The organism is Micromonospora musae, from assembly GCF_003626545.1.
Lineage (GTDB): Bacteria > Actinomycetota > Actinomycetes > Mycobacteriales > Micromonosporaceae > Micromonospora > Micromonospora musae.
Map to the genome: position 1 here is coordinate 584,520 of NZ_RAZS01000001.1, position 18,634 is coordinate 603,153.

Below are 18,634 nucleotides of genomic sequence, written 5' to 3' on the forward strand. Positions count from 1 at the left end.
GTATCGAAGCGGGACGACAACGGTGTACGCCAATTCGGGTGGCTTCGGGCGACCGTGCGGACCGCGTCGGCGCGGCCCGCCCGGTCCCCGCCGTCAGCCTCTGCCGCCGGCCCGGAACGCCACCCAGGCGTCGCTCATCCGGTCCGCCTGGCCCGGGGTGAACATGTTCATGCAGGAGTCCTGCGTGTAGTCCATGAAGTTGTGGATCGGGTCCAGGCCGGGTGCGGTGCAGGTGTCCGCGCCCACCGGGCAGTCGAACTGCGGTGCCGCCTCCCGCGGAGTGTCCGCCACGAAGTCACCGGAGGCCGAGCAGCCGTGCGCGAAGGTGTGCTCCAGCATCAGCCAGTGCCCGACCTCGTGCGTCAGCGTGTCACCCAGCGAGTACTTGCCGGCCGTGCCGCCCGGCATCGACTCGTCGAGCATCACCACGCCGTCGATGTAGTCGCGGCCGTTGTTGTAGCCCTTCGGGAAGTACGCCCAGCCGAGCAGCCCGCCGCCGATGTTCGCCGCGTACACGTTCAGGGTGCGGGAGTCGCCGGTGTACAGCGCCTGCTTCATGTTCCGCTCGTTCTTGCCCGGCACCACCGTGTACCAGGCGCTGTTCACCGTCCAGGTGGTGTCGACGAGGGAGAACCGGAACGGCGTGTCGGAGGCGTCCGCCGCCGTACGGCCCGCGAACGAGTCGTTGAGCACCGTCATCTGCGCCGCGATCATGGTGTTCCACCGGGCCGTCTCCGCCGCGCTCAGCGGATGGTCGGAGATCATGTGGAAGATCGTGGGAATGGTGACGCTGCCGTTGGGCAGGCGCGGCGAATCCTTGATGACGCCGTACGCGTTCGCTTCGTTCTTGGCGTACAGCTCCGGCTCCTTGACGGTGGCGCCCTCGGCGACCCGCGCCACGCTCTGCTCGTCGGCGCCCGGCTCACACGCCTCGGCACCCGGGGCGACGGTCGCGGGTGCCGCCGCGACCGCGCCGTAGGTGCCACCGGACGCCAGCAACGTCGCGGCGGTGGCGGTGAGAACTGCCAGTCGGAAGATCGGTCTCCTGTGCATCGGTGCACCTTTCAGGGGATGGGAGCGGTGCGGAATCGACGCGGGGTTGCCACGACCAGGTCGGTGGCGTCGTCTGCCCGGTATGAGACCACGTCAGGAGCGTCGACAAAAGCCCTGCTCAGAGGGCTGATCCCGATGTAACGGCAGGGGGGCGAGGAGCGCTTTCGAAGAGGCGCCCGGACGCGCGGGAGCCCGCCCGTAGCGAAGGTCGGCACCGCAGACAACCCGGTGAAGGTCCGGTTTACCCGACGGAAAGCAGTTGGCAACATCAATGCGACAGCTCGTGCGTGACGATCCTCCCGGCGGCGCCATCCCGGCGTTTCGGGCGATCCCACGCGCCCGCCCTCCTGGCAGACGGGAGCCTTCATGGGCAACAGCACTCACGCCACCACGACACCCACCACAACTGAGAACACCCAGCCGGGTGTCCGGCGCCGGTACCTGCTCGGCGGTGGCGCCGCGGCAGCCGGTGCGACGGTGGCCGGCCTGGTCACCGCGCAACCGGTCACGGCCGCCCCCGACTCCACTCCGGACCTGCTCAGACAGCTGCCGTCGGTCGGCCAGATCCCGCGCCGGTCGCGGATCGTGGACTACGAGCTCAGTGAGCTGATCGTGCTGCTACGCGCCCGGAAGCTGAGCTCGGTCGAGGTGACGCGGGCGTACCTCGACCGCATCGATCGGCTCAACGGCCCCTTCGAGGTCTACGGCGACAACGGCGGGTACAACGCGTTCGTCCGGATCGACCGGGACAGCGCCCTCGCCCAGGCCGCGGTGGCGGACCGGGTGCTCCGCCACGATCGGCGGCCACCGCTGCTCTGCGGCATCCCCTTCGGGATCAAGGACTCGATCGCGGTCAAGGGGCTGGAGGCGAAGAACGGCACCCACGCGTACGACGGGAACCTGTCCCGCCGCGACGCGACCATCGTGGCGCGGCTGCGCGCACAGGGAGCGGTGATCATCGGCCACACCATCGCCTCGGCCTTCTCCGGCAGCATCGCCGGCACATTCGCCGGCAACGCCTGGAACCCGCGCTTCATCCCCGGCGGGTCGAGCCAGGGATCCGGAGTGGCCACCGTGGCTCGACTGGCCGCGGCCACGATCGGTGAGGAGACCGGAGGCTCCATCATCATGCCGGCGGCGGCGAACGGCGCGAGCGCCATCAAACCCTCGCTCGGTCTCGTCTCCACCGCCGGGACGATGCCGCTCTCGCCCGGCTATGACGTGCTCGGGCCGATCGCCCGGTCGATCCGGGACGCCTCGCTCGTGCTCGCCGCCGTCCTCGGCCCGGACCCCGCGCCCGACCCGCTCACCCTCGCCGCCCCGCACCCCTTCCCCGCGCTCCCCCTGGCCGCGCGGCATGGCAGCCGCCCCCTGGCGGGTACGACCATCGGCATTCCGCAGACCGACTGGATGACCCGGGGCGGCACGGGCGTCCCACCCGCGGAGACGTACGACGGCGACTACCGGGCCGCCTTCGAGCGTTTCAAGGCCGAACTGGTCGCGCTGGGCGCCACGGTCAAGGAGTTCCCGGGCCTCGACGTCACGGTGTCGGCGAACGACCCGTACTTCCGCACCACCGAACGTCTCCCGCTGCCGGACGGCGACGCCGTGTCGCCCGCCACGGCGGTGCTCAACCCGAACCGCTACGAGATCCGCTACTGGCAGGCGATCCAGGCGTTCGCCGAGTCGCACCCCGAGAACGCCCCCGCGTTGGAGCGGCAGTTCGGCGACCTCGCCCGGGCCGCGGCCGCCGCCGGCGCGATCCCCACAGCCGTACGCGACGAGGGCGAACGCCGCCGCCGCACGCTGCAGGCCAACTACCAGCGGGCGCTCGACGAGGCCGGCGTCGACTTCATGCTCGTGCTGCCGATGGGCGCGCAGATCGGACCCCGGTTCGGCGGCACGCAGCTGCGCAACTACCGCAGCTTCTACCAGCTCCCCAACGCGCTCACCTGGCCCATGGTGACCTTCCCGATCGGGTACGACAGCACGGAGGGACTGCCGATCAACGCCGCCTTCTGGGGCCCCCGCTTCTCCGAGCCGGCGCTGGTCCAGGCCGCCCTGGACTACCAGCACCGGCACCCGCAGCATCATCGGGCGGCACCGGCCGACCCCGTCTTCGCGCCGCCGCAGGCGCGGGGCATGGCCCCGGGCGATGAGACGGTGCCACCTGAGCTGTCGAACGACCCGCTCGTCGCGGAGGAGGCGTGGTCATGACCGAGCCCTTCCTGACCGTGGAGTGGCAGCCGCTGCTCAACGCGGGCCTCCCGCTGCGCGACCCGGACGACGAGCCCGAGCCGCCGCTGACCGTCGAGTGGGGGCCGAAGCTCGGCACGAGCTGGTACGCCTACGGCGAGCACCTCGCCGAGGAGACCGACGGGCGTTGACGAACCGCGACCGCCCGCCGGCCTCGCTCGGGTCGACTCGACTTCCTTGAGGTCGGGGTGTCCGGACCGGCCGGACACCCCCACTTACCGGTAAGTCGAGTCGATCAACCCGCCGGCCGGCCGGGAGCGGGCGGGGGCGGTCGGCGGGCCAGCGAGTCGGCCGGTTGGCGGGTCGCCGGTCGGCGGGTCGGCCGGTCAGCGGGTCGGCCGGTCAGCGGGCCAGCGGGTCGGCCGGTCAGCCCCAGAGGGCGGCGACGGCCACGGCGTGGGCCTTGCCGACGGCCCGGCCCGCCTGAGCCGCCGGCCCCCGGGTCGCCGGAGAGAGCGCGTTGGTGCCGAACGCGTCGACGGAGGCCTGGTCGGCGCTGATCACGTGCAGCTTCGCCGGGGCGAGCGCCGCGATCTCGTCGTCGAGGTTGCCCCACGGCTGCGGGGTGCCCTCCAGGGTGGGCTGGATGATCAGCACCCGGTCGGCGCCGGCCGCGAGGTCGGCGTTGGTCATGGAGCGCACCCCGCCGTCGATGTAGCGGCGCTCGCCGATAGCCACGGGCGGCCAGATGCCGGGTACCGCGCAGCTGGCGGCCACGGCGTCGCGCAGGGACACCCCGGAGTCGCCGGTGAAGACGGTCACCTCGCCGCTATCGGCGTCGACAGCGGGCAGCCGTACGTCCCGACCCGGCCACGCCTTGACCGGGAGCCGGGCGTCGATCGCGGCGAGCCGGAGGGCCGGCTCCACGGTCTGCGCGGCGAGCGCGAGAGCGCCCAGCCGACGGCGGGCCTCCGCCGGGTCGGAGACGCCGGTCAGCACCGCGCCGTAGTCGGCGAAGAGCTTCTCCGTGTCGACGTCGACCTCGATCTCGGCGGTCTCCGGGCGCAGCTGGGCCGCGTACAGGTCGTCGAGCGGGGTGCCGTTGGTGATCTGCGCGGCGACCGCCGAGCCGGCCGAGGTGCCCACCACCAGGTCGGCGGCGATGACCCGGTCGGCGAGCGCCGGATCGGCGTCGGCGAGGCCACGCAGGACCCCGAGTTCCCAGGCGATGCCGGCCACCCCGCCACCCGCCAGTACCAGTGCGCTTCCCATGAACGGAGCCTTCCACAGCGCCCGGGGGCTAGGAAGTCGGTTCCACTGTGATCCGACTCCACCTTCCTTGAAGTCGGGGTGTCCAGACCAGCCGGACACCCCGACCACCTGCAAGTCGAGTCGATCAACCCGCCGGGTGGCCGGGAGCGGTCGGCGGATCAGAGCACCCGGGTGACCTGCTCGGCGGCGATCCGGTCGTCGAGCCGGGACCGGTCCAGGTTCGCGCAGACCACCACGGACGCGCCGACGGAGAGCGGGGCGAGCAGCCACTTCAGCGGCTGCTCGTGCTCAGCCGCGTCGACCAGCAGCCGGTCGCCGGCGCGCAGCCCCCACAGCTCGGCCATCTCCCGCGCCAGCCCGCCCCACTCGCCGTAGGTGGTGCCGTCCGGGGTGGCCGGGTCGGACGGGCGGATCTCGGTGTAGTTCGGCGCGGCGTCGGAGTGCCGCAGCACCTCGGTGGACCAGTCGAGCCAGCCCACCGGCACCTCCGCCAGCGGCTCCACCCCGGTGCCGACGAGATAGCGGTGCGTCCCGTCCGGCACGTCCTCCAGCCAGTCGTCGAGGCGCTCCGGCGTCACGAACACCGCGTCGTACGGCCGGTCGCCACCCGGTTCGAGCACCGGCAGGCCGGCGAGGGCCCGTGGCCGGTACGACACGGCCAGCCCGACCGACCACGCGCCCAGCAGCACCGCTGCGGTACGCCAGTGCGGGGTCAGCAGCACCGCGACCCGGCTGCCGGGGGCGAGACCGCAGCCTTCGCGCAGCAGGCCCGCACTGCGCGCCGCCCACTCGCCGAGCTGCGGCGCCGTCAGGTCGATCCGCACGCCGGTCGAGTCGTCGAGGTAGGTGAGCAGCGGCCGGTCGGCGCTGCGGGCAGCCTCCGCCGGGGCGGTCGTGGGGGTGCTGGCGGTCATCGTGGCGCTCCTCCCTGCCGGTGCGCCCACCATAGCCACCGGCAGGCCAGCTGCGGGTCACCCCGGCCCGCCGCATCGGTGCGACGGTGCGCGGCCGCGGATGAGCGTGAGCTGCCCGCGACCGTCGGGTCGTGGGCAGCTCACGGAGGAGGAACTACTCCTTGATTTCGACGACGTCGGTGGGACGCTCCACCTGCACCTCGACGCCGTAGTCGAAGAGTTCGAGCGTCACCTCGACGGTTCCGGTGTCGAGGCGGCCCTTCGCCGTGGACTGCCAGGTGCTGCTGAGCGCCACAGTCGCGATCCGGCCGTCGGCGTCGATGGTGACGTCGCCGGACGAACTGCTCGATCCTGCGGCGGACTCCGTCGCGTACGCGAAGTGCAGCGTGCCGTCCGGGTTCTCGGTGACCGTCGCGTCCGCCCGCTGCAACGCCGCGAACAGGGCCGCCGGGTCGGGCGACGCCACACCGAGGATGTCGTTCCCGTCGCCGTAGAGAGAAAGCCGGTCGTACCTGCCCGGGTACTGGCCGTAGCGGCCGTACGTCTCGCCCGGACCCTTGTCGGCCGGCGGCGTGCCCTGCGGCCGTTCGCCGCCCTCGTACCGGATGCCGTCGATCAGCAGCTCGGTCATGACCGAGTCGTCCTGCGGGGCGCGCACGTACCCGGTGGCGGTCCTCGGGTCGAACGCGCCCTCGTAACTCAACCCGCCCCCCGACTGGGTGAGCCGCATCCGGTAACTGATGTTCTCGCTGGCGGTGGCCGCCGAGACCAGCCTCATCGCGGGCGAGGTCGGCCGCGCCGCCCCCTCGGCGGTGACGGCCGGACGGTCCGCCGCCGGTAGCGTCGCCACGGTCACCGCCGTGGCGGCGCCCAACGCCAGGAAGGCGCACGTCGCGCCGACCATCGCGGTGCTCCGGCGCCGCCGCGCCCGCCGGCCCCGGTCGAGCAGCGCCTCCACCGGGGGTACGGAGTCCTGTTCGCCGTCGACGATGTCGTGCAGCCGGTGGGCGAGCTGTTCATCGAGTGAGTTCATGACTGGTCACCTGCTTACCGCGTAGGAGGGTTCATCGAGTAGGTGGCGGAGCTTCTCCAGCGCCTTGGCGTTCTGGCTCTTGACCGTGCCGAGCGAGCAACCCAGCACCCGGGCCACCTCACGCTCGGTCAGGTCCTCGTAGTGGCGCAGCACCACGACCGCGCGCTGCTTCGCCGGGAGCGACATGAGCGCCCCGCGCAGGACGAGGGCGTCGGGGCCGATGTCGCCGCCGGTGGCGGGCCGGTCCGGGACGTCCGCCACGAGGTTCTCCCGGCGACGTCGCCGCCAGCTGGACGTGTGGTTGTTGACCAGGGCGCGGCGAAGATAGGCGTGCGGGTCATCGAGCCGGGACAGCCGCCGCCACCGCTCGTACACCTTGACCAGGCTCTCCTGGAGCAACTCCTCGGCCCGCCACCGATCGCCGGTCAGCAGCATGGCCAGCCGGATATGCCGCCGCCAAGCCACCTCGACGAAGGCCACGTACGACCGGTCCGCCGTGGACATCGCTTCTTCTTGGTCGGTCACGCCCCTACCACGTCGCGGTGCCACAGAAGGTTGCCTCCGATCGCCTCGGGCCGGTCGGCACCCGCCGTCGACACTCGCGACCGCCACCCGGCCCGCCTGTCGACTTTGGTCGGCCGCGTCTTCTGCCGATGGCCGTAGCGGCGGTCCAGGTGGTCCGGGCACGGTACGGATGACCCCGACACGCCGCCGAGGAGTGCCGATGCCCGCCGAGCGACACCCCGATCGTCTCCCCCTGCGCCGCCGGTTGGTGCCGGCCGTCGCGCTACTACTGCTCGCCCCCTGGGCCGCCGAGTGCTCCTGGGGCGGCTTCACCCTCACCGACACCCCGTTCGTGATCCTCGTCCTGGCGCCGATGTACGGCGGGGCGGCGCTGCTTATCCGGGAGACCGCCCGCCGGGTCGGGGCGGGCTGGCCGACGATTGCGCTGTTCGCCGCGGCGTTCGGCGTGATCCAGGCCGGGCTGGTCGACCAGTCGCTGTTCAACCCAGGCTTCCTCGACGACACGGAGTTCGCGGACACCCAGGCCACCGCCGAGGCCACGCTCGTACCGGGGCTCGACTTCAGCGCCCGGCAGGCGTTCGACTACATCGGCAACCACATCGCGCTGAGCATCTGCGCACCGATCGTCATCGTCGAGTCACTCCTACGCGGAGATCGGCGGTCGCGCCCGTGGCTGGGCCGGCCGGGGCTCACCGTGGTCACACTGCTCTACCTCGCCGGCAGCCTCCTGATCTTCTCCGACGACGAGGGCCGCAAGGACTTCCTGGCCAGCCCGGCGCAGGTCGGGTTCGCCGTGACGGTCGCCGTCGCGTTGATCGGCGCGGGGCTGCTGATCCGCCGCCGCCGCGGCAGCCCGGCCCTCCCCGCGCCGCCGGTCGTCGCGACGGTCCCGGCCACCGCCGGCGCACCGGTCCCGGCACACGACTCCGGCGTCCCGGCGGCGCCCGCGCCGCACGACGACAGCCGTCCACCGGTCGCGGCGAAGGGTCGTCGCGCGCCCCGGCCGGTCTGGCCGGGGCTGGTGGTCCTCGTGGCGTACGCCGGCTCCAATCTCGCCCCCGGCTGGGCCGGGATCGCCGTCGGGCTGGTGCTCGCCGCCGCCGCCGCGACCCTGCTGGTGACCTGGTCCCGGCGCTCCGGTTGGGGGCAGCGACAGGTGCTCGCCGCCGGCACGGCCAGCATGCTCGTCGCCGCCGCGTACGCCTACGCCGTGCCGACCTACGCCCCGGCGACGCCGGCCGCTGCCCTCGTCGGTGACATCGCGATCAGCATCGTCACCCTCACCCTGATCGGCGGCGCGGCGTGGCGGCTGCGCATGACTTCGTCGACTGTTCACGCAGCCGCAAGCTGATGCTCCCCGAAGGGTGCCAGCCTCCGACCGGGCATCACCGTACGGAGGAAGGCCTTGACTTTGAGAAGAGCATTCACCCTGCTCACCGCGGCCGGAGTCGCAGCCGCCGGTCTGACCGGCGCCACTGCGGCTTCGGCCAGCGGAAACCACCACCCGGGCAAGCCTCTCGCCTTTGACCGGGTCGCCACCTACCCCGTCTTCCAGAACCGCCCTGCCGGCGAGGACCCCACCTCTCCCACCGTCGCGGAGATCTCGGCGGTCAGCGAGGACGGGCGCACCCTCATCTACACCGACGCCCTGGGACGCCGGATCGGCTTCCTCGACATCTCCCGGGCCGAGAAGCCCCGTGGCCTCGGCACCCTCTCGCTGTCGCAGCTCGGTGACGCCGAGGACGAGCCGACCTCGGTCGCCGTGGTCGGCAGGTACGTGCTCGTGGTGGTGAACACCAGCCGCAGCTTCACCGCGCCGTCCGGACGCCTGGACGTGATCGAGCTGGCCACCCGCAAGCGGGTCCGCAGCTTCGACCTCGGCGGCCAGCCCGACTCGATCGCCATCAGCAAGAACCACCGGTACGCCGCGATCGCCATCGAGAACGAGCGCGACGAGGAGGCCACCCCGCCCGGCGGCGAGGAGGGCGACCTGCCCCAGGCTCCCGGCGGTTTCGTGCAGATCGTCGACCTGGCGGGCACGAACCCGGCCGGCTGGCGGGTGCGGCCGGTGCCGCTGACCGGCCCGCAGGGCCAGGCGCTGCCCGCCCTGGTCAAGGCCGGCCTCACCGAGCCGACCGACCCGGAGCCGGAGTACGTCACCATCAACAGCCGTAACGAGCTGGCGGTGACCCTCCAGGAGAACAACGGGATCGCCCTGATCGACCTGCCCACCGGCCGGATCACCCGGGTCTTCAGCGCGGGCACCGCGACGATCAGCGGGGTCGACACCGCCGACGACGGCACGATCGACCTGACCGGCACGATCACCGACGTGCCGCGCGAGCCGGACGCGGTCGCCTGGATCGACGACCACTACCTCGCAACGGCCAACGAGGGTGACTGGAAGGGCGGCAGCCGAGGCTGGACCGTCTTCGACAGCCGCACCGGCAAGGTCGCCTGGGACGCGGGCAACACGTTCGAGCGGCTCGCCGCGACGTACGGCCTGCACAACGAGGACCGGGCCGGCAAGAAGGGCACCGAGCCGGAGGGGGTGGCGGTCGCCGAATACGACGGCGTCCGGTACGGCTTCGTCGGCTCGGAGCGAAGCAACTTCGTCGCCGTCTACGACCTCAGCAACCCGACCCGGCCGGTCTTCAAGCAGATGCTGCCCTCCACCAACGGGCCGGAGGGGCTGCTGCCCATCCCGTCCCGGGGGCTGATCGCCATCTCCAGCGAGGAGGACGACGCCTCGGTCAACGTCCGGGCCTCCGTCTCCCTCTACCAGCTGGGCAAGGGCACGCCCGCGTTCCCGAGCATCGTCTCCGCCTCCGACAAGCACGGCACGCCTATCGGTTGGGGTGCCCTCGGCGCGCTGAGCGCAGTGCCGGGCAAGCCGAACGAGCTGGTCAGCGTCACCGACTCGGCGTACTCGCAGACCCGCATCCTCGACATCGACGTGAAGCGCTCGCCCGCCGTCATCACCGGCGCGCTGAGCGTCAAGGACGCCGCCGGCAAGCCGGTCGGCTACGACGCCGAGGGCATCTTCGCCCGCCCGCAGGGCGGCTACTGGCTCGCCGTCGAGGGGGCCAGCGGTCCGGAGAACGCACTGGTCCGCCTGGACGCCGCCGGGGTCACCCGGCAGGTCGTCGCACTGCCGGCGGACGTCGCCGCCGGCCTGGGCAAGCAGGGCCTGGAGGGGGTCACCGCCACGACCGACCGGCGCGGCCGGGAGGTCGTCTGGGTGGCCGTACAGCGTGAGCTCTCCACCGACCCGGCCGGCACCGTCCGGCTCGGCCGGTACGACGTCGCGGCCGGCACCTGGAGCTGGTTCGGCTACAAGCTGAACAGCACCGACGTCGCGGGGGACTGGATCGGGCTCTCCGAGATCACGGTGGTCGGTGACCGGCTCGCGGTGATCGAGCGGGACAAGCTGAACGGCCCCGCCGCCACCCTGAAGCGGGTCTACACCGTCCCGATGCCGGACTCGGCGGCCGCGCCGGGCCCGCTGCGCGTGCTGCCGAAGACGCTCGCCGTCGACGTGCTGCCCGCGCTCCGCGCGACGAACGGGTGGACGCAGGAGAAGCTCGAGGGTCTGACCGTGGCCGGCAACGGCGAGGTGTACGCGGTCACCGACAACGACGCGCTCAACGACGCGACCGGTGAGACCGTGTTCCTGCGGCTCGGGTCCAGCCGGAAGGTCTTCGGGCGCGACTGAGCCCCGCGCAGCGTCCGGCTGATCGGCACCGGCCCGGCGTCCCACCTCACCAGGTGGGCGCCGGGCCGGCGTCGTCGTGGGGTGCGGGCTCGCCGTCCCGCGCCGACGTCGTCGCCGGACGGCGTGCTCCCCCGTCCCGCCGGCGTCGTCGCCCGGCAGAGCGCTCCCCGTCCCGGCGCCGGTGGTCGGGGCAGTGGTGGCGTCGCGCGCCGACCGTCAGCGGCGGCGCAGGTAACGGGCCCGCCGACCGGCGTCGACGAAGCCCAGGCGCCGGTACAGCGCGCCGGCCGGGTTGTCGTCGTTGACGCAGAGCCACGCCTGCGGAGCGCCCTCGGCGGCGAGGGACCGCAACACACTCCCCACCAGGTACGCCCCGACCCGCCGCTTCCGCCACGCCGGCACGACGCCGACCTGGTCGACCCAGGTGCCGAGAACGTTCACGAAACCGACGGGCTGCCCGTCGGGGGCTCGGGTCAGCAGGGACAGGTCCGGCCGGTACTCGTCGTCCTCGAACAGCTCCGCCAGCCACTCGTCGGCGTCGGGCGTCACGAAGCCCGGCCGGTCGGCGAACGCCGCGCAGTAGGTGCTGAAGAGCTCCCCGCCGACCCCCGCGGTCACCGGCTCGGTGCGCACCGAGTCCGGCTGGGCGACCGCCGGCACGGCGTCCAGGTCGTGTCTCAGCACCGATTCGGCAAAGGTCCGGTGGAAGCCGTGGGCCGTGAGGAGGCGGTCCGCGTCGGCGCTCCACGTCTCGGTGGTCAGCAGCAGGTCGCTGTCGCCGGCCCGCTCGGCCGCCCAGGTGATCAGGCGGGTGCCGAGCCCCTGACCGCGCCGGTCCGGATGCACCAGACCGGTCGTGGTGGCCGGTCCCGCGCCGACACCGGTGCCGGCCGTCGCCGTGTTCCCGATTCCGGCCGCGGCGACGAGCAGACCGTCGTGCCAGGCGCCGAGCGTGTACGTCTGGAGTAGGCGCGCCCGCAGCAGCGGCGGTGTGGTGAGGAGCGGCAGGCCCCCGTCGGCCGCGAGGCACTCCTCGGCCAGCTTGGTCAGCGCCGCGGTGTGTCGCTCGTCGAGTTCGCCCCAGTCGAGGGTGTCGGTCGGTTCCACGTCGTCCTTCGTTGCCGCCAGTCGGGGCCGCGCCGCCCGCGTGCCCGGTGGCCCAGTAGGCGCCGGGGGCGGCGGGGCTGTCAACCTCGATTCGGTCTCCTCGGCGCACCGGGCCGGCCTTCGGCGGAAGGGCCGGGGTCGGGCTTGAGCGGAGGGGCCGGGGCCGGGATCCGGTGGAGGGCCGGGCTTCGGCGGGGGCCGGGCCGGACGGGGTCGGTCTCCCCGTTCGGGTCCTCTGCGCTGCCCTGAGATGAATGGATCGGAAACCGCCGGGGACGCCGAAAAAGGCCGTCCCCGACTCCGCGTAGTCAATTCCTGACCATCGGGTCAGCGCCCCTTCCTCTATGTGCGTTTGGTCACTCGCCGTAATACAGCCGCGCAGGACAGGCGTGTTTAATGTGCGGCGGCCCGTGCCGTCCTGCGATTGGAGCGATCGATGCACAACCGGCCCGGGGATCGGCACGAGCCCGCCCCTGATCACCGCCGCGGTCCCGGCCACCCCGGGGCGCAGACCGGTGGGCGCGGAGACTGGCGGGACGGCGGCCAGCCCAGGGAGGGCCACCCCGGGCGGCAGGCCGATCGTCGCGGACCGTGGCCGGACGAGCGCTACCCAGGCGTGCAGGCCGACCGGCGCGGGCAGTGGCCGGCCGGCGGCCACCCCGGGACGCAGGCCGACCCGCGCGCACAGTGGCCGGGCGGCAGCCACCCCGGCACGCAGGCCGACCCGCGCGCACAGTGGCCGGCCGGCGGCCACCCCGGGACGCAGGCCGACCCGCGCCGGCAGTGGACGGACGGCGGCCACCGCACGGACGGCCGTCCCGGGCGGCAGGCCGACCCGCACCGGCAGTGGCCGGACGACCGATACCCGGGCGCGCAGGCCGACGGGCAGCGGCAGTGGCCGAACGGTGGCCACCCCGGAGCGCAGGCCGACCGGCACGGGCAGTGGACGGACGGCGGTCACCCCGGGACGCGGCCCGACGAGCGGACGGACGGCGGCATTCCGCGGCAGCGGACGGGCGGCCGGCGGCGGAGTGCGGAGTCACCGGAGGAGCCGAACCGGCGTGGCCATACGCGTCGCGGGGTGTTGGCGGCCGCGCTGGTGACGCTGGCCGGCGGCGGCCTGGTCGGCGGGGGTGCGATCTGGCGCCTCTCCGGCTCGGGCGACGGGTCCGGGTCGTCACCGGCGTCCGCCGTGTCGGCCAAGCCGACGCCCAGCCCGACGCCCGACTACCTCGGCCCGGCCCGCAAGCGGGTCGAGGCGTACGTGCGGGCGACCAAGGGGCGCATCGCGGTGGCCGTCCAGGACCGGGTGACCGGGGTGAGCGTCACCGTCGGCACCCAGCGCTTCCAGACGGCCAGCATCGTGAAGGCCGACATCCTCGCCGCGGTGCTGTGGCACGCGCAGCAGGACGGGAAGAAGATCAGCAGCGCCGATCGCGAACGGGCCAGAAAGTCGATCACACTGAGCGACAACGACGCGACCTCAGTGCTCTACGACCGGATCGACGGCAAGCCGGGGTTGACCGCGGCGAACCGCACGTTCGGCCTGAAGGAGACCACGCCGAACGTGCGCTGGGGAATGACGCTCACCACCGTGGCCGACCAGATCCGACTGCTCACCGCGCTCAGCGCCGAGGACGGGCCGCTGACCGAGGCTGACCGCGCCTACCTCTTCGGCCTGATGAGCAAGGTCGACGAGGAGCAGGACTGGGGCATCACCGCCGCCGGTACCGACACCACGGAGAGCTACGTCAAGAACGGCTGGGATCAGCTCGACGCCGATAACGGCAAGTGGGCGGTCAACAGCATCGGGCGGCTCGTCGAGCCGGAGCACGACTGGCTCATCGCCGTGCTCTCCAGTCAGCACACCAAGATGGAGACCGGAATCCGGATGGTGGAGAAGGTCGCCAAGTACACCGTGGGTGAGCTGCGGAAGATCCCGCTGCCGTCCTGATCCGGAGTCGCCGGCACATTCCGACGGTCGTCGTGGTCGCAGCCGATCGGCGCCGATTTTCTTCCGGCGCCCGGTAAATGGATCGGGGCGCTGGTGCGTACACCAGGTGTGGAACGAGAACGGAAGGACTTCGCGGACTTCTATCAGCGCTCCCGGGACAACTGCCTGCGCGCCGTACTCGCCGGAACGGGCGATCGCGCGCTGGCCGAGGACCTGGTCGCTGAGGCGTTCGCGCGGGCCTGGGCCTCCTGGCAGAAGGTGAGCCGGCATCCGGCACCGGCGGCGTGGGTGGTGCGCACCGCCCTGAACCTCCGGGTGTCCTGGTGGCGGCGGCGCAGACGCGAGGTCGCCCTCGACGGCCACGACCGGGCGCTCGCCGAGGCCGACCTCGGCACGGACGACGCCCTGCTGACCGCCGTTCGCAGGCTGCCCAAACGGCAGCGTGAGGTGGTCGTGCTGCGCATCTGGCTCGACCTGGACACCAACGCCGTAGCCGAGGTGCTAGGGATCTCCGCCCGAACCGTGGCCGTCCACCTCTCCCGTGCCACCGCAACCCTGCGGGCGCAGATCGTGCTCGTGGCCAGCTAGGAGATCGGATGATGAACGAAGATGAGGTGCTGGACGCGGTGAAGCAGACCCTCTCCGACGTACGGATGGAGCGCCCGGTCGAGGCGATCCAGCAGCGTGGCCGGGAGCGGCGGCGCAACCGCAAGCTCTTCGGCGTGGCCGCCGGCGGTGGCCTGGCGGCCGTGGTCGCGCTCGCGCTGGCCCTGCCGACGGCCGCCGCGCAGCCCGACGCGACCCCGACCGACACCGGTCCGGTCGCCGGCAGCAGCGGTACGACGGCAATGGAGCCGGCGGCGTTCACGCTGGCCAGGCAGGCGGACAGCACGGTGAAGCTGACCTTGAACTACCGGCAGCTTCTGGATCCCGCCGCCCTGAAGAGCGCACTGGCCGACGCGGGTGTCCCCGCCGAGGTCAAGACCCACGCCATCTGCACGCCGGAGGGCAAGGAGCTGCCGCAGGCCGACCAGGTCTACTCGAACAAGCGGGTCAACTGGCCGGACGGGTCGCCCAAGCAGTACGACATGGTGATCGCGCCAGCGAAGATGCCGAAGAACAGCCGGCTCTACTTCAGCGTCTTCTCCATTCGGCCGGGCGAGGAGTACGCAAAGATCGCCAACTATCTGGTGTCGAACGACGACCCGATGAAGTGCGGCTCCGAAAAGTGATTCCCGCGCTCGGCCGGTGAGCTGAACCCGGCAGGCCGACGCCGGTGGGTGTGCCCGCTCATCGGCGTCGGCCCGCCGGGCGTCGGAACGAGCGGGGCAGGTTCAGGGCGCGGGCAGCTCGGGGCCGCCGTCGAGCAGCGGGGCCAGCAGGTCACCGGACTTCTCCACCCGTTGGAGCACCTCGGCCGTCGTGTACGGCTTCGACGCCGGTCGCTTCCCGGCCGCGCCCGCCTCGACCTCGTCCCAGGTCAACGGTGTGGACACCGACGGCACCGACTGGGCCCGCATCGAGTACGGCGCGACTGTGGTCTTCGCCGCGTTGTTCTGACTCCAGTCGATGAAGACCTTCCCGGGCCGCAGGTTCTTCGCCATCTTCGAGACGACGACCTTCGGATGCGCCCGCTCCAGCTCCTGAGCGATCCGCTTCGCGTACGCCGACACGTCGTCCGAGGACTGGGTGCCGGCGATCGGGCAGCAGAGCTGCATGCCCTTCTTCCCGGACGTCTTCGGGTAGCTGTCGATGCCGTCCTCGGCGAGCCGGTCGCGCATCGCCAGGGCCACCTGGCAGCACTGCTTCAACGCCGCCGGCGCCCCCGGGTCGAGGTCGACCACCATCATGTCCGGGTGCTCGCCGACCCTCCACTGCGGTGTGTGCAGCTCCAGCGCGGCGAGGTTGGCGAGCCAGACCAGGGTGGGCAGGTCGTCGGCGACCACGTAGTCGATCGTCTCCCGCCCCTTGCTCGACCCGGGTGCGGGCAGTGTCTCCGTACGCACCCAGCCGGGAGTGGCGGCCGGGGCGTTCTTCTCGAAGAACGAGCCGCCCTCGACGCCGTTGGGGAAGCGGATGCGGGTCAACGCCCGGTCCCGCAGGTGCGGCAGGAGCACCGGGGCGATGCGGGTGTAGTAGTCGATCACCTCGCCCTTGGTGAAGCCTGCGGCCGGATAGAGCACCTTGTCCAGGTTGGAGAGCTCCAGCGCGCGCCCCTCGACCTCCACCCGGAGCCGGTCAGCCGACATCGTCCACCTCCTCGGCCGGCTTGTCCGGCCGGAGCCGGAGCACCCGCGGGAAGCGCAGCCGCCCGTCCGGGGTGCGCTGGCCGTACTTGACCTCCACCACGACCCGGGGTGTTACCCAGATCGCGCCTCGCGCATCCTCGCGGGGCACATCCCCGGCGAACGAGCCCTCGGCGGTGCGCAGCGGCTCCAGCTCGGCGAGGAGCTGCCGTTCCAGGGCGGCGCCGATCCCGCCGCCGACCCGACCCCGATAGGTGAGCCGGCCGTCCGGGCGCGGGACCCCGACGAGCAGACCGCCGATCTTCCGCGCCCCCGGCCGCCAACCGCCGACCACGAAGTCCCCGGTCACCTCGAGCTTGACCTTCACCCAGTCCGGTGAGCGGACCCCGGCCCGGTAGGTCGCGCCGAGCCGCTTGGCCATCACCCCCTCCAGGCCGTGCTCACCGGCCGCCTCGTAGGTGGCGGGGCCATCGGAGAAGACCGGCGGTACGGCCCAGCGGGCGCCGCCCAGGCCGAGGCCGTCCAGGGCCTCCCGGCGGCGTTCGTACGGCCGGCCCGTCAGGTCCTCGCCGTCGTGCCGGAGCAGGTCGAAGATCATGTACGTCACCGGCATGACCGCCGCCAGCCGGGCGGCCTTGTTCCGGTCCCGGACGTGCATCCGCTCGGCGAGCGCGGTGAACGAGGGCTGTCCGGTCTCGCCGAGCAGCACCACCTCGCCGTCGAGCAGCGCGTCGTCCACCTGGTCGCGGAGCGTGGCCAGCTCCGGATACGCCGCGGTGATCTCCACACCGGAACGCGCGTAGAGGTGCTGCCGGCCGCCGGAGATGTCGGCGAGCGCGCGCACCCCGTCCCACTTGAACTCGTACGCCCAACCGGCACCCACCGGGAGCTGCCCGGTCATCGCGAGCATCGGCTTCAGAGGCGCGCCGGGCACCTCCTGACTGTAGTTCGCGGCCGAAGTCCTCGCGCCCGCTTCGATCCTTTGCGATCCTGGGCTCTACCGGGGAGAGGAGCCGACATGAGGGCCATCTGGAAAGGAGCCGTCTCGTTCGGGCTGGTCTCGATCGCGGTGCGGCTCTACTCCGCCACCGAGGAGAAGGACATCCGCTTCCACCAGGTGCACCGGGAGGACGGCGGACGGATCAAGTACAAGCGCACCTGCTCGATCGACGGGGAGGAGGTCACCTACGACGACATCGCCAAGGGCTACGACATCGGCGGCGGCGAGATGGTCATCCTCACCGACGAGGACTTCGCCGATCTGCCGCTGACCACGTCCCGCGCGATCGACGTGCTGGAGTTCGTGCCGGCCGAGCAGGTGGACCCGATCCTCTACAACAAGGCGTACTTCCTCGAACCGGACGGCGCGGCCACCAAGCCGTACGTGCTGCTGCGCGACGCGCTGCTCGACTCGGAGCGGGTGGCCATCGTGAAGGTCGCCCTGCGTCAGCGGGAGCAGCTCGCCACCCTGCGCGTACGCGAGGGGGTGCTGCTGCTCAACACCATGCTCTGGCCGGACGAGGTGCGCCGGCCCGACTTCGGTTTCCTGGACGAGGACCTCAAGGTCCGTCCTCCGGAGTTGGCGATGGCCAGCTCGCTCATCGACTCGATGACCGGCGAGTTCGAGCCGGACGTCTTCACCGACGACTACCGGGCGGCGTTGCAGGAGGTCATCGACGCGAAGATCGAGGGCCGGGAGGTGGTCCAGCCGGAGGAGGTCGAGGAGGCCCCCGCCGCCGCGGTGGACCTGATGGCCGCGCTGAAGGCCTCCGTGGAGCGGGCCCGCTCGGCGCGTGGTGAGCCGGCGGGTGGCCGGGGCGCCGCAGCGCCGACCCCGATCTCGTCGGCCCGCTCGGCGCAGAAGAAGGCGGCCGAGAAGAAGACCGCCGGTGCGGCGGCGAAGAAGACCGCGGAGAAGAAGGCCGCGCCCAAGAAGACGGCGGCCAAGAAGGCCGCGCCGAAGAAGACCGCGGCGGCTGAGAAGAAGGCCGCCCCGAAGAAGGCGGCGGCCAAGAAGACCAGCCGCAAGACCGCCTGAGCGGCCCGGCTCAGAGCGCGGTGCGGCCCAGCCTCCGCATCGGCGTCACCCGGATGATCACCCGCTGCTCGCCGGGCTGCCGGAACGGGTAACTCTCCTGGCCGAGGTACTTCCTCGCCAGCCGGTCGAGGTGCTCGTCGGCGCCCTCCGTGACCAGCTCGGCCCGGCCCTTGATCCAGAGGGTGCGGAAGTCGTTCGCCCGGTCCGCCACCGAGATCGCCACCTGCGGGTTTCGTCGCAGGTTCTCGTACTTGGTCCGCCCTCTGATCGTGTTGAACAGGATGTGCTCACCGTCGGTGTCGATCCAGACGGGCGTGACGTGCGGGCTCCCGTCCTCCTCGATCGTGGCCACGTGCGCGAGCTGCGGCTCGGCCAGCAGGGCCAGGTCGTCGTCGGTCAGGATCGCCATGGTCGGAATCTACCGGCGGCCCGGCCGCCGGGCCGGCCGTTCGGACCGCCTCGACGCCGACGGCGAGGTGCCGCGACTGTCCGGCCGGTACCGGCCACGACGAACCCCGGTCCGTGGGTGGCGGTGGCCGCGACGGCCACCGGTCCCGTCGGTGGCGGCCGGCCGGGGCGGA

17 protein-coding genes are annotated in these 18,634 nt (G+C 72.4%); 8 read left to right on the forward strand and 9 right to left on the reverse strand.

Annotated features, from left to right (window positions below; genetic code table 11):
• Positions 1–93: 93 nt before the first annotated feature.
• Positions 94–1,053, reverse strand: a complete 960-nt coding sequence (locus D7147_RS02760) for a zinc metalloprotease (RefSeq protein WP_120673633.1) — start codon at positions 1,051–1,053, stop codon at positions 94–96.
• A gap of 366 nt (positions 1,054–1,419) precedes the next feature.
• Here D7147_RS02760 and D7147_RS02765 point away from each other — a divergent pair, with 366 nt between their 5' ends.
• Both D7147_RS02765 and D7147_RS32280 read left to right on the forward strand, forming a co-directional pair.
• Positions 1,420–3,270 (forward strand): amidase, encoded by a 1,851-nt coding sequence (locus D7147_RS02765; protein ID WP_120673634.1) that lies wholly within the window; start codon positions 1,420–1,422, stop codon positions 3,268–3,270.
• On the forward strand, positions 3,267–3,440 hold the full coding sequence (locus D7147_RS32280) for a hypothetical protein (RefSeq protein ID WP_158609262.1): 174 nt from the start codon (positions 3,267–3,269) through the stop codon (positions 3,438–3,440). The genes D7147_RS02765 and D7147_RS32280 overlap by 4 nt, the downstream gene beginning before the upstream one ends.
• A gap of 235 nt (positions 3,441–3,675) precedes the next feature.
• On the opposite strand, the gene D7147_RS02770 is transcribed toward D7147_RS32280, so the two are convergent.
• The 4 genes from D7147_RS02770 to D7147_RS02785 form a co-directional block, all read right to left on the reverse strand.
• The gene (locus tag D7147_RS02770; RefSeq protein ID WP_120673635.1) at positions 3,676–4,521 is read right to left on the reverse strand and encodes a patatin-like phospholipase family protein; all 846 of its coding nucleotides are present in this window, start codon (positions 4,519–4,521) and stop codon (positions 3,676–3,678) included.
• A gap of 158 nt (positions 4,522–4,679) precedes the next feature.
• Entirely contained in the window at positions 4,680–5,435 is a 756-nt protein-coding gene (locus D7147_RS02775) for a TIGR03089 family protein (protein WP_120673636.1), read from the reverse strand.
• 154 nt (positions 5,436–5,589) lie between these two features.
• The gene (locus tag D7147_RS02780; protein WP_120673637.1) at positions 5,590–6,468 is read right to left on the reverse strand and encodes a hypothetical protein; all 879 of its coding nucleotides are present in this window, start codon (positions 6,466–6,468) and stop codon (positions 5,590–5,592) included.
• A 6-nt stretch (positions 6,469–6,474) separates the two neighbouring features.
• Entirely contained in the window at positions 6,475–6,972 is a 498-nt protein-coding gene (locus D7147_RS02785; protein ID WP_120673638.1) for a SigE family RNA polymerase sigma factor, read from the reverse strand.
• Between the two features lie 220 nt (positions 6,973–7,192).
• Between D7147_RS02785 and D7147_RS02790 the strand changes: the two genes are divergently transcribed.
• Both D7147_RS02790 and D7147_RS02795 read left to right on the forward strand, forming a co-directional pair.
• Positions 7,193–8,344, forward strand: a complete 1,152-nt coding sequence (locus D7147_RS02790) for a hypothetical protein (RefSeq protein ID WP_120673639.1) — start codon at positions 7,193–7,195, stop codon at positions 8,342–8,344.
• A 54-nt stretch (positions 8,345–8,398) separates the two neighbouring features.
• Positions 8,399–10,708 carry an esterase-like activity of phytase family protein gene (locus tag D7147_RS02795; protein WP_120673640.1) on the forward strand — a complete coding sequence of 770 codons (2,310 nt, stop codon included), beginning with the start codon at positions 8,399–8,401 and terminating at the stop codon, positions 10,706–10,708.
• A 216-nt stretch (positions 10,709–10,924) separates the two neighbouring features.
• Here the strand turns inward: D7147_RS02795 and D7147_RS02800 are convergent, their stop codons facing one another.
• The gene (locus D7147_RS02800) at positions 10,925–11,815 is read right to left on the reverse strand and encodes a GNAT family N-acetyltransferase (protein WP_120673641.1); all 891 of its coding nucleotides are present in this window, start codon (positions 11,813–11,815) and stop codon (positions 10,925–10,927) included.
• A 616-nt stretch (positions 11,816–12,431) separates the two neighbouring features.
• Here D7147_RS02800 and D7147_RS02805 point away from each other — a divergent pair.
• The 3 genes from D7147_RS02805 to D7147_RS02815 all read left to right on the forward strand — a co-directional run bounded on the left by D7147_RS02805 (position 12,432) and on the right by D7147_RS02815 (position 15,001).
• A complete protein-coding gene (locus D7147_RS02805) occupies positions 12,432–13,769 on the forward strand; it encodes a serine hydrolase (RefSeq protein WP_120673642.1) in 1,338 nt (445 codons plus the stop codon).
• Positions 13,770–13,877: 108 nt separating this feature from the next.
• Complete coding sequence (locus D7147_RS02810) at positions 13,878–14,357, forward strand: sigma-70 family RNA polymerase sigma factor (RefSeq protein ID WP_233562883.1); 480 nt, start codon at positions 13,878–13,880, stop codon at positions 14,355–14,357.
• Between the two features lie 8 nt (positions 14,358–14,365).
• A complete protein-coding gene (locus D7147_RS02815; RefSeq protein ID WP_120673644.1) occupies positions 14,366–15,001 on the forward strand; it encodes a hypothetical protein in 636 nt (211 codons plus the stop codon).
• Positions 15,002–15,103: 102 nt separating this feature from the next.
• Here the strand turns inward: D7147_RS02815 and ligD (D7147_RS02820) are convergent, their stop codons facing one another.
• Together ligD (D7147_RS02820) and ligD (D7147_RS02825) are read right to left on the reverse strand one after the other, a co-directional pair.
• A complete protein-coding gene (gene ligD / locus D7147_RS02820) occupies positions 15,104–16,018 on the reverse strand; it encodes a non-homologous end-joining DNA ligase (RefSeq protein WP_120673645.1) in 915 nt (304 codons plus the stop codon).
• On the reverse strand, positions 16,008–16,949 hold the full coding sequence (gene ligD / locus D7147_RS02825) for a non-homologous end-joining DNA ligase (RefSeq protein WP_120673646.1): 942 nt from the start codon (positions 16,947–16,949) through the stop codon (positions 16,008–16,010). Before ligD (D7147_RS02825) ends, ligD (D7147_RS02820) begins: the two co-directional genes overlap by 11 nt.
• An 84-nt stretch (positions 16,950–17,033) precedes the next feature.
• Here ligD (D7147_RS02825) and ku point away from each other — a divergent pair, with 84 nt between their 5' ends.
• Entirely contained in the window at positions 17,034–18,053 is a 1,020-nt protein-coding gene (gene ku / locus D7147_RS02830) for a non-homologous end joining protein Ku (protein ID WP_120673647.1), read from the forward strand.
• 10 nt (positions 18,054–18,063) lie between these two features.
• On the opposite strand, the gene D7147_RS02835 is transcribed toward ku, so the two are convergent.
• Entirely contained in the window at positions 18,064–18,462 is a 399-nt protein-coding gene (locus D7147_RS02835; protein ID WP_120673648.1) for a PPOX class F420-dependent oxidoreductase, read from the reverse strand.
• Positions 18,463–18,634 lie beyond the last annotated feature (172 nt).

Bases quoted from the DNA above. Each gene is read 5' to 3' on its own strand.
- D7147_RS02760 (WP_120673633.1), bottom strand. From the start codon at position 1,053: ATGCACAGGAGACCGATCTTCCGACTGGCAGTTCTCACCGCCACCGCC.
- D7147_RS02765 (WP_120673634.1), top strand. From the start codon at position 1,420: ATGGGCAACAGCACTCACGCCACCACGACACCCACCACAACTGAGAAC.
- D7147_RS32280 (WP_158609262.1), top strand. From the start codon at position 3,267: ATGACCGAGCCCTTCCTGACCGTGGAGTGGCAGCCGCTGCTCAACGCG.
- D7147_RS02770 (WP_120673635.1), bottom strand. From the start codon at position 4,521: ATGGGAAGCGCACTGGTACTGGCGGGTGGCGGGGTGGCCGGCATCGCC.
- D7147_RS02775 (WP_120673636.1), bottom strand. From the start codon at position 5,435: ATGACCGCCAGCACCCCCACGACCGCCCCGGCGGAGGCTGCCCGCAGC.
- D7147_RS02780 (WP_120673637.1), bottom strand. From the start codon at position 6,468: ATGAACTCACTCGATGAACAGCTCGCCCACCGGCTGCACGACATCGTC.
- D7147_RS02785 (WP_120673638.1), bottom strand. From the start codon at position 6,972: ATGTCCACGGCGGACCGGTCGTACGTGGCCTTCGTCGAGGTGGCTTGG.
- D7147_RS02790 (WP_120673639.1), top strand. From the start codon at position 7,193: ATGCCCGCCGAGCGACACCCCGATCGTCTCCCCCTGCGCCGCCGGTTG.
- D7147_RS02815 (WP_120673644.1), top strand. From the start codon at position 14,366: ATGATGAACGAAGATGAGGTGCTGGACGCGGTGAAGCAGACCCTCTCC.
- ligD (WP_120673645.1), bottom strand. From the start codon at position 16,018: ATGTCGGCTGACCGGCTCCGGGTGGAGGTCGAGGGGCGCGCGCTGGAG.
- ku (WP_120673647.1), top strand. From the start codon at position 17,034: ATGAGGGCCATCTGGAAAGGAGCCGTCTCGTTCGGGCTGGTCTCGATC.
- D7147_RS02835 (WP_120673648.1), bottom strand. From the start codon at position 18,462: ATGGCGATCCTGACCGACGACGACCTGGCCCTGCTGGCCGAGCCGCAG.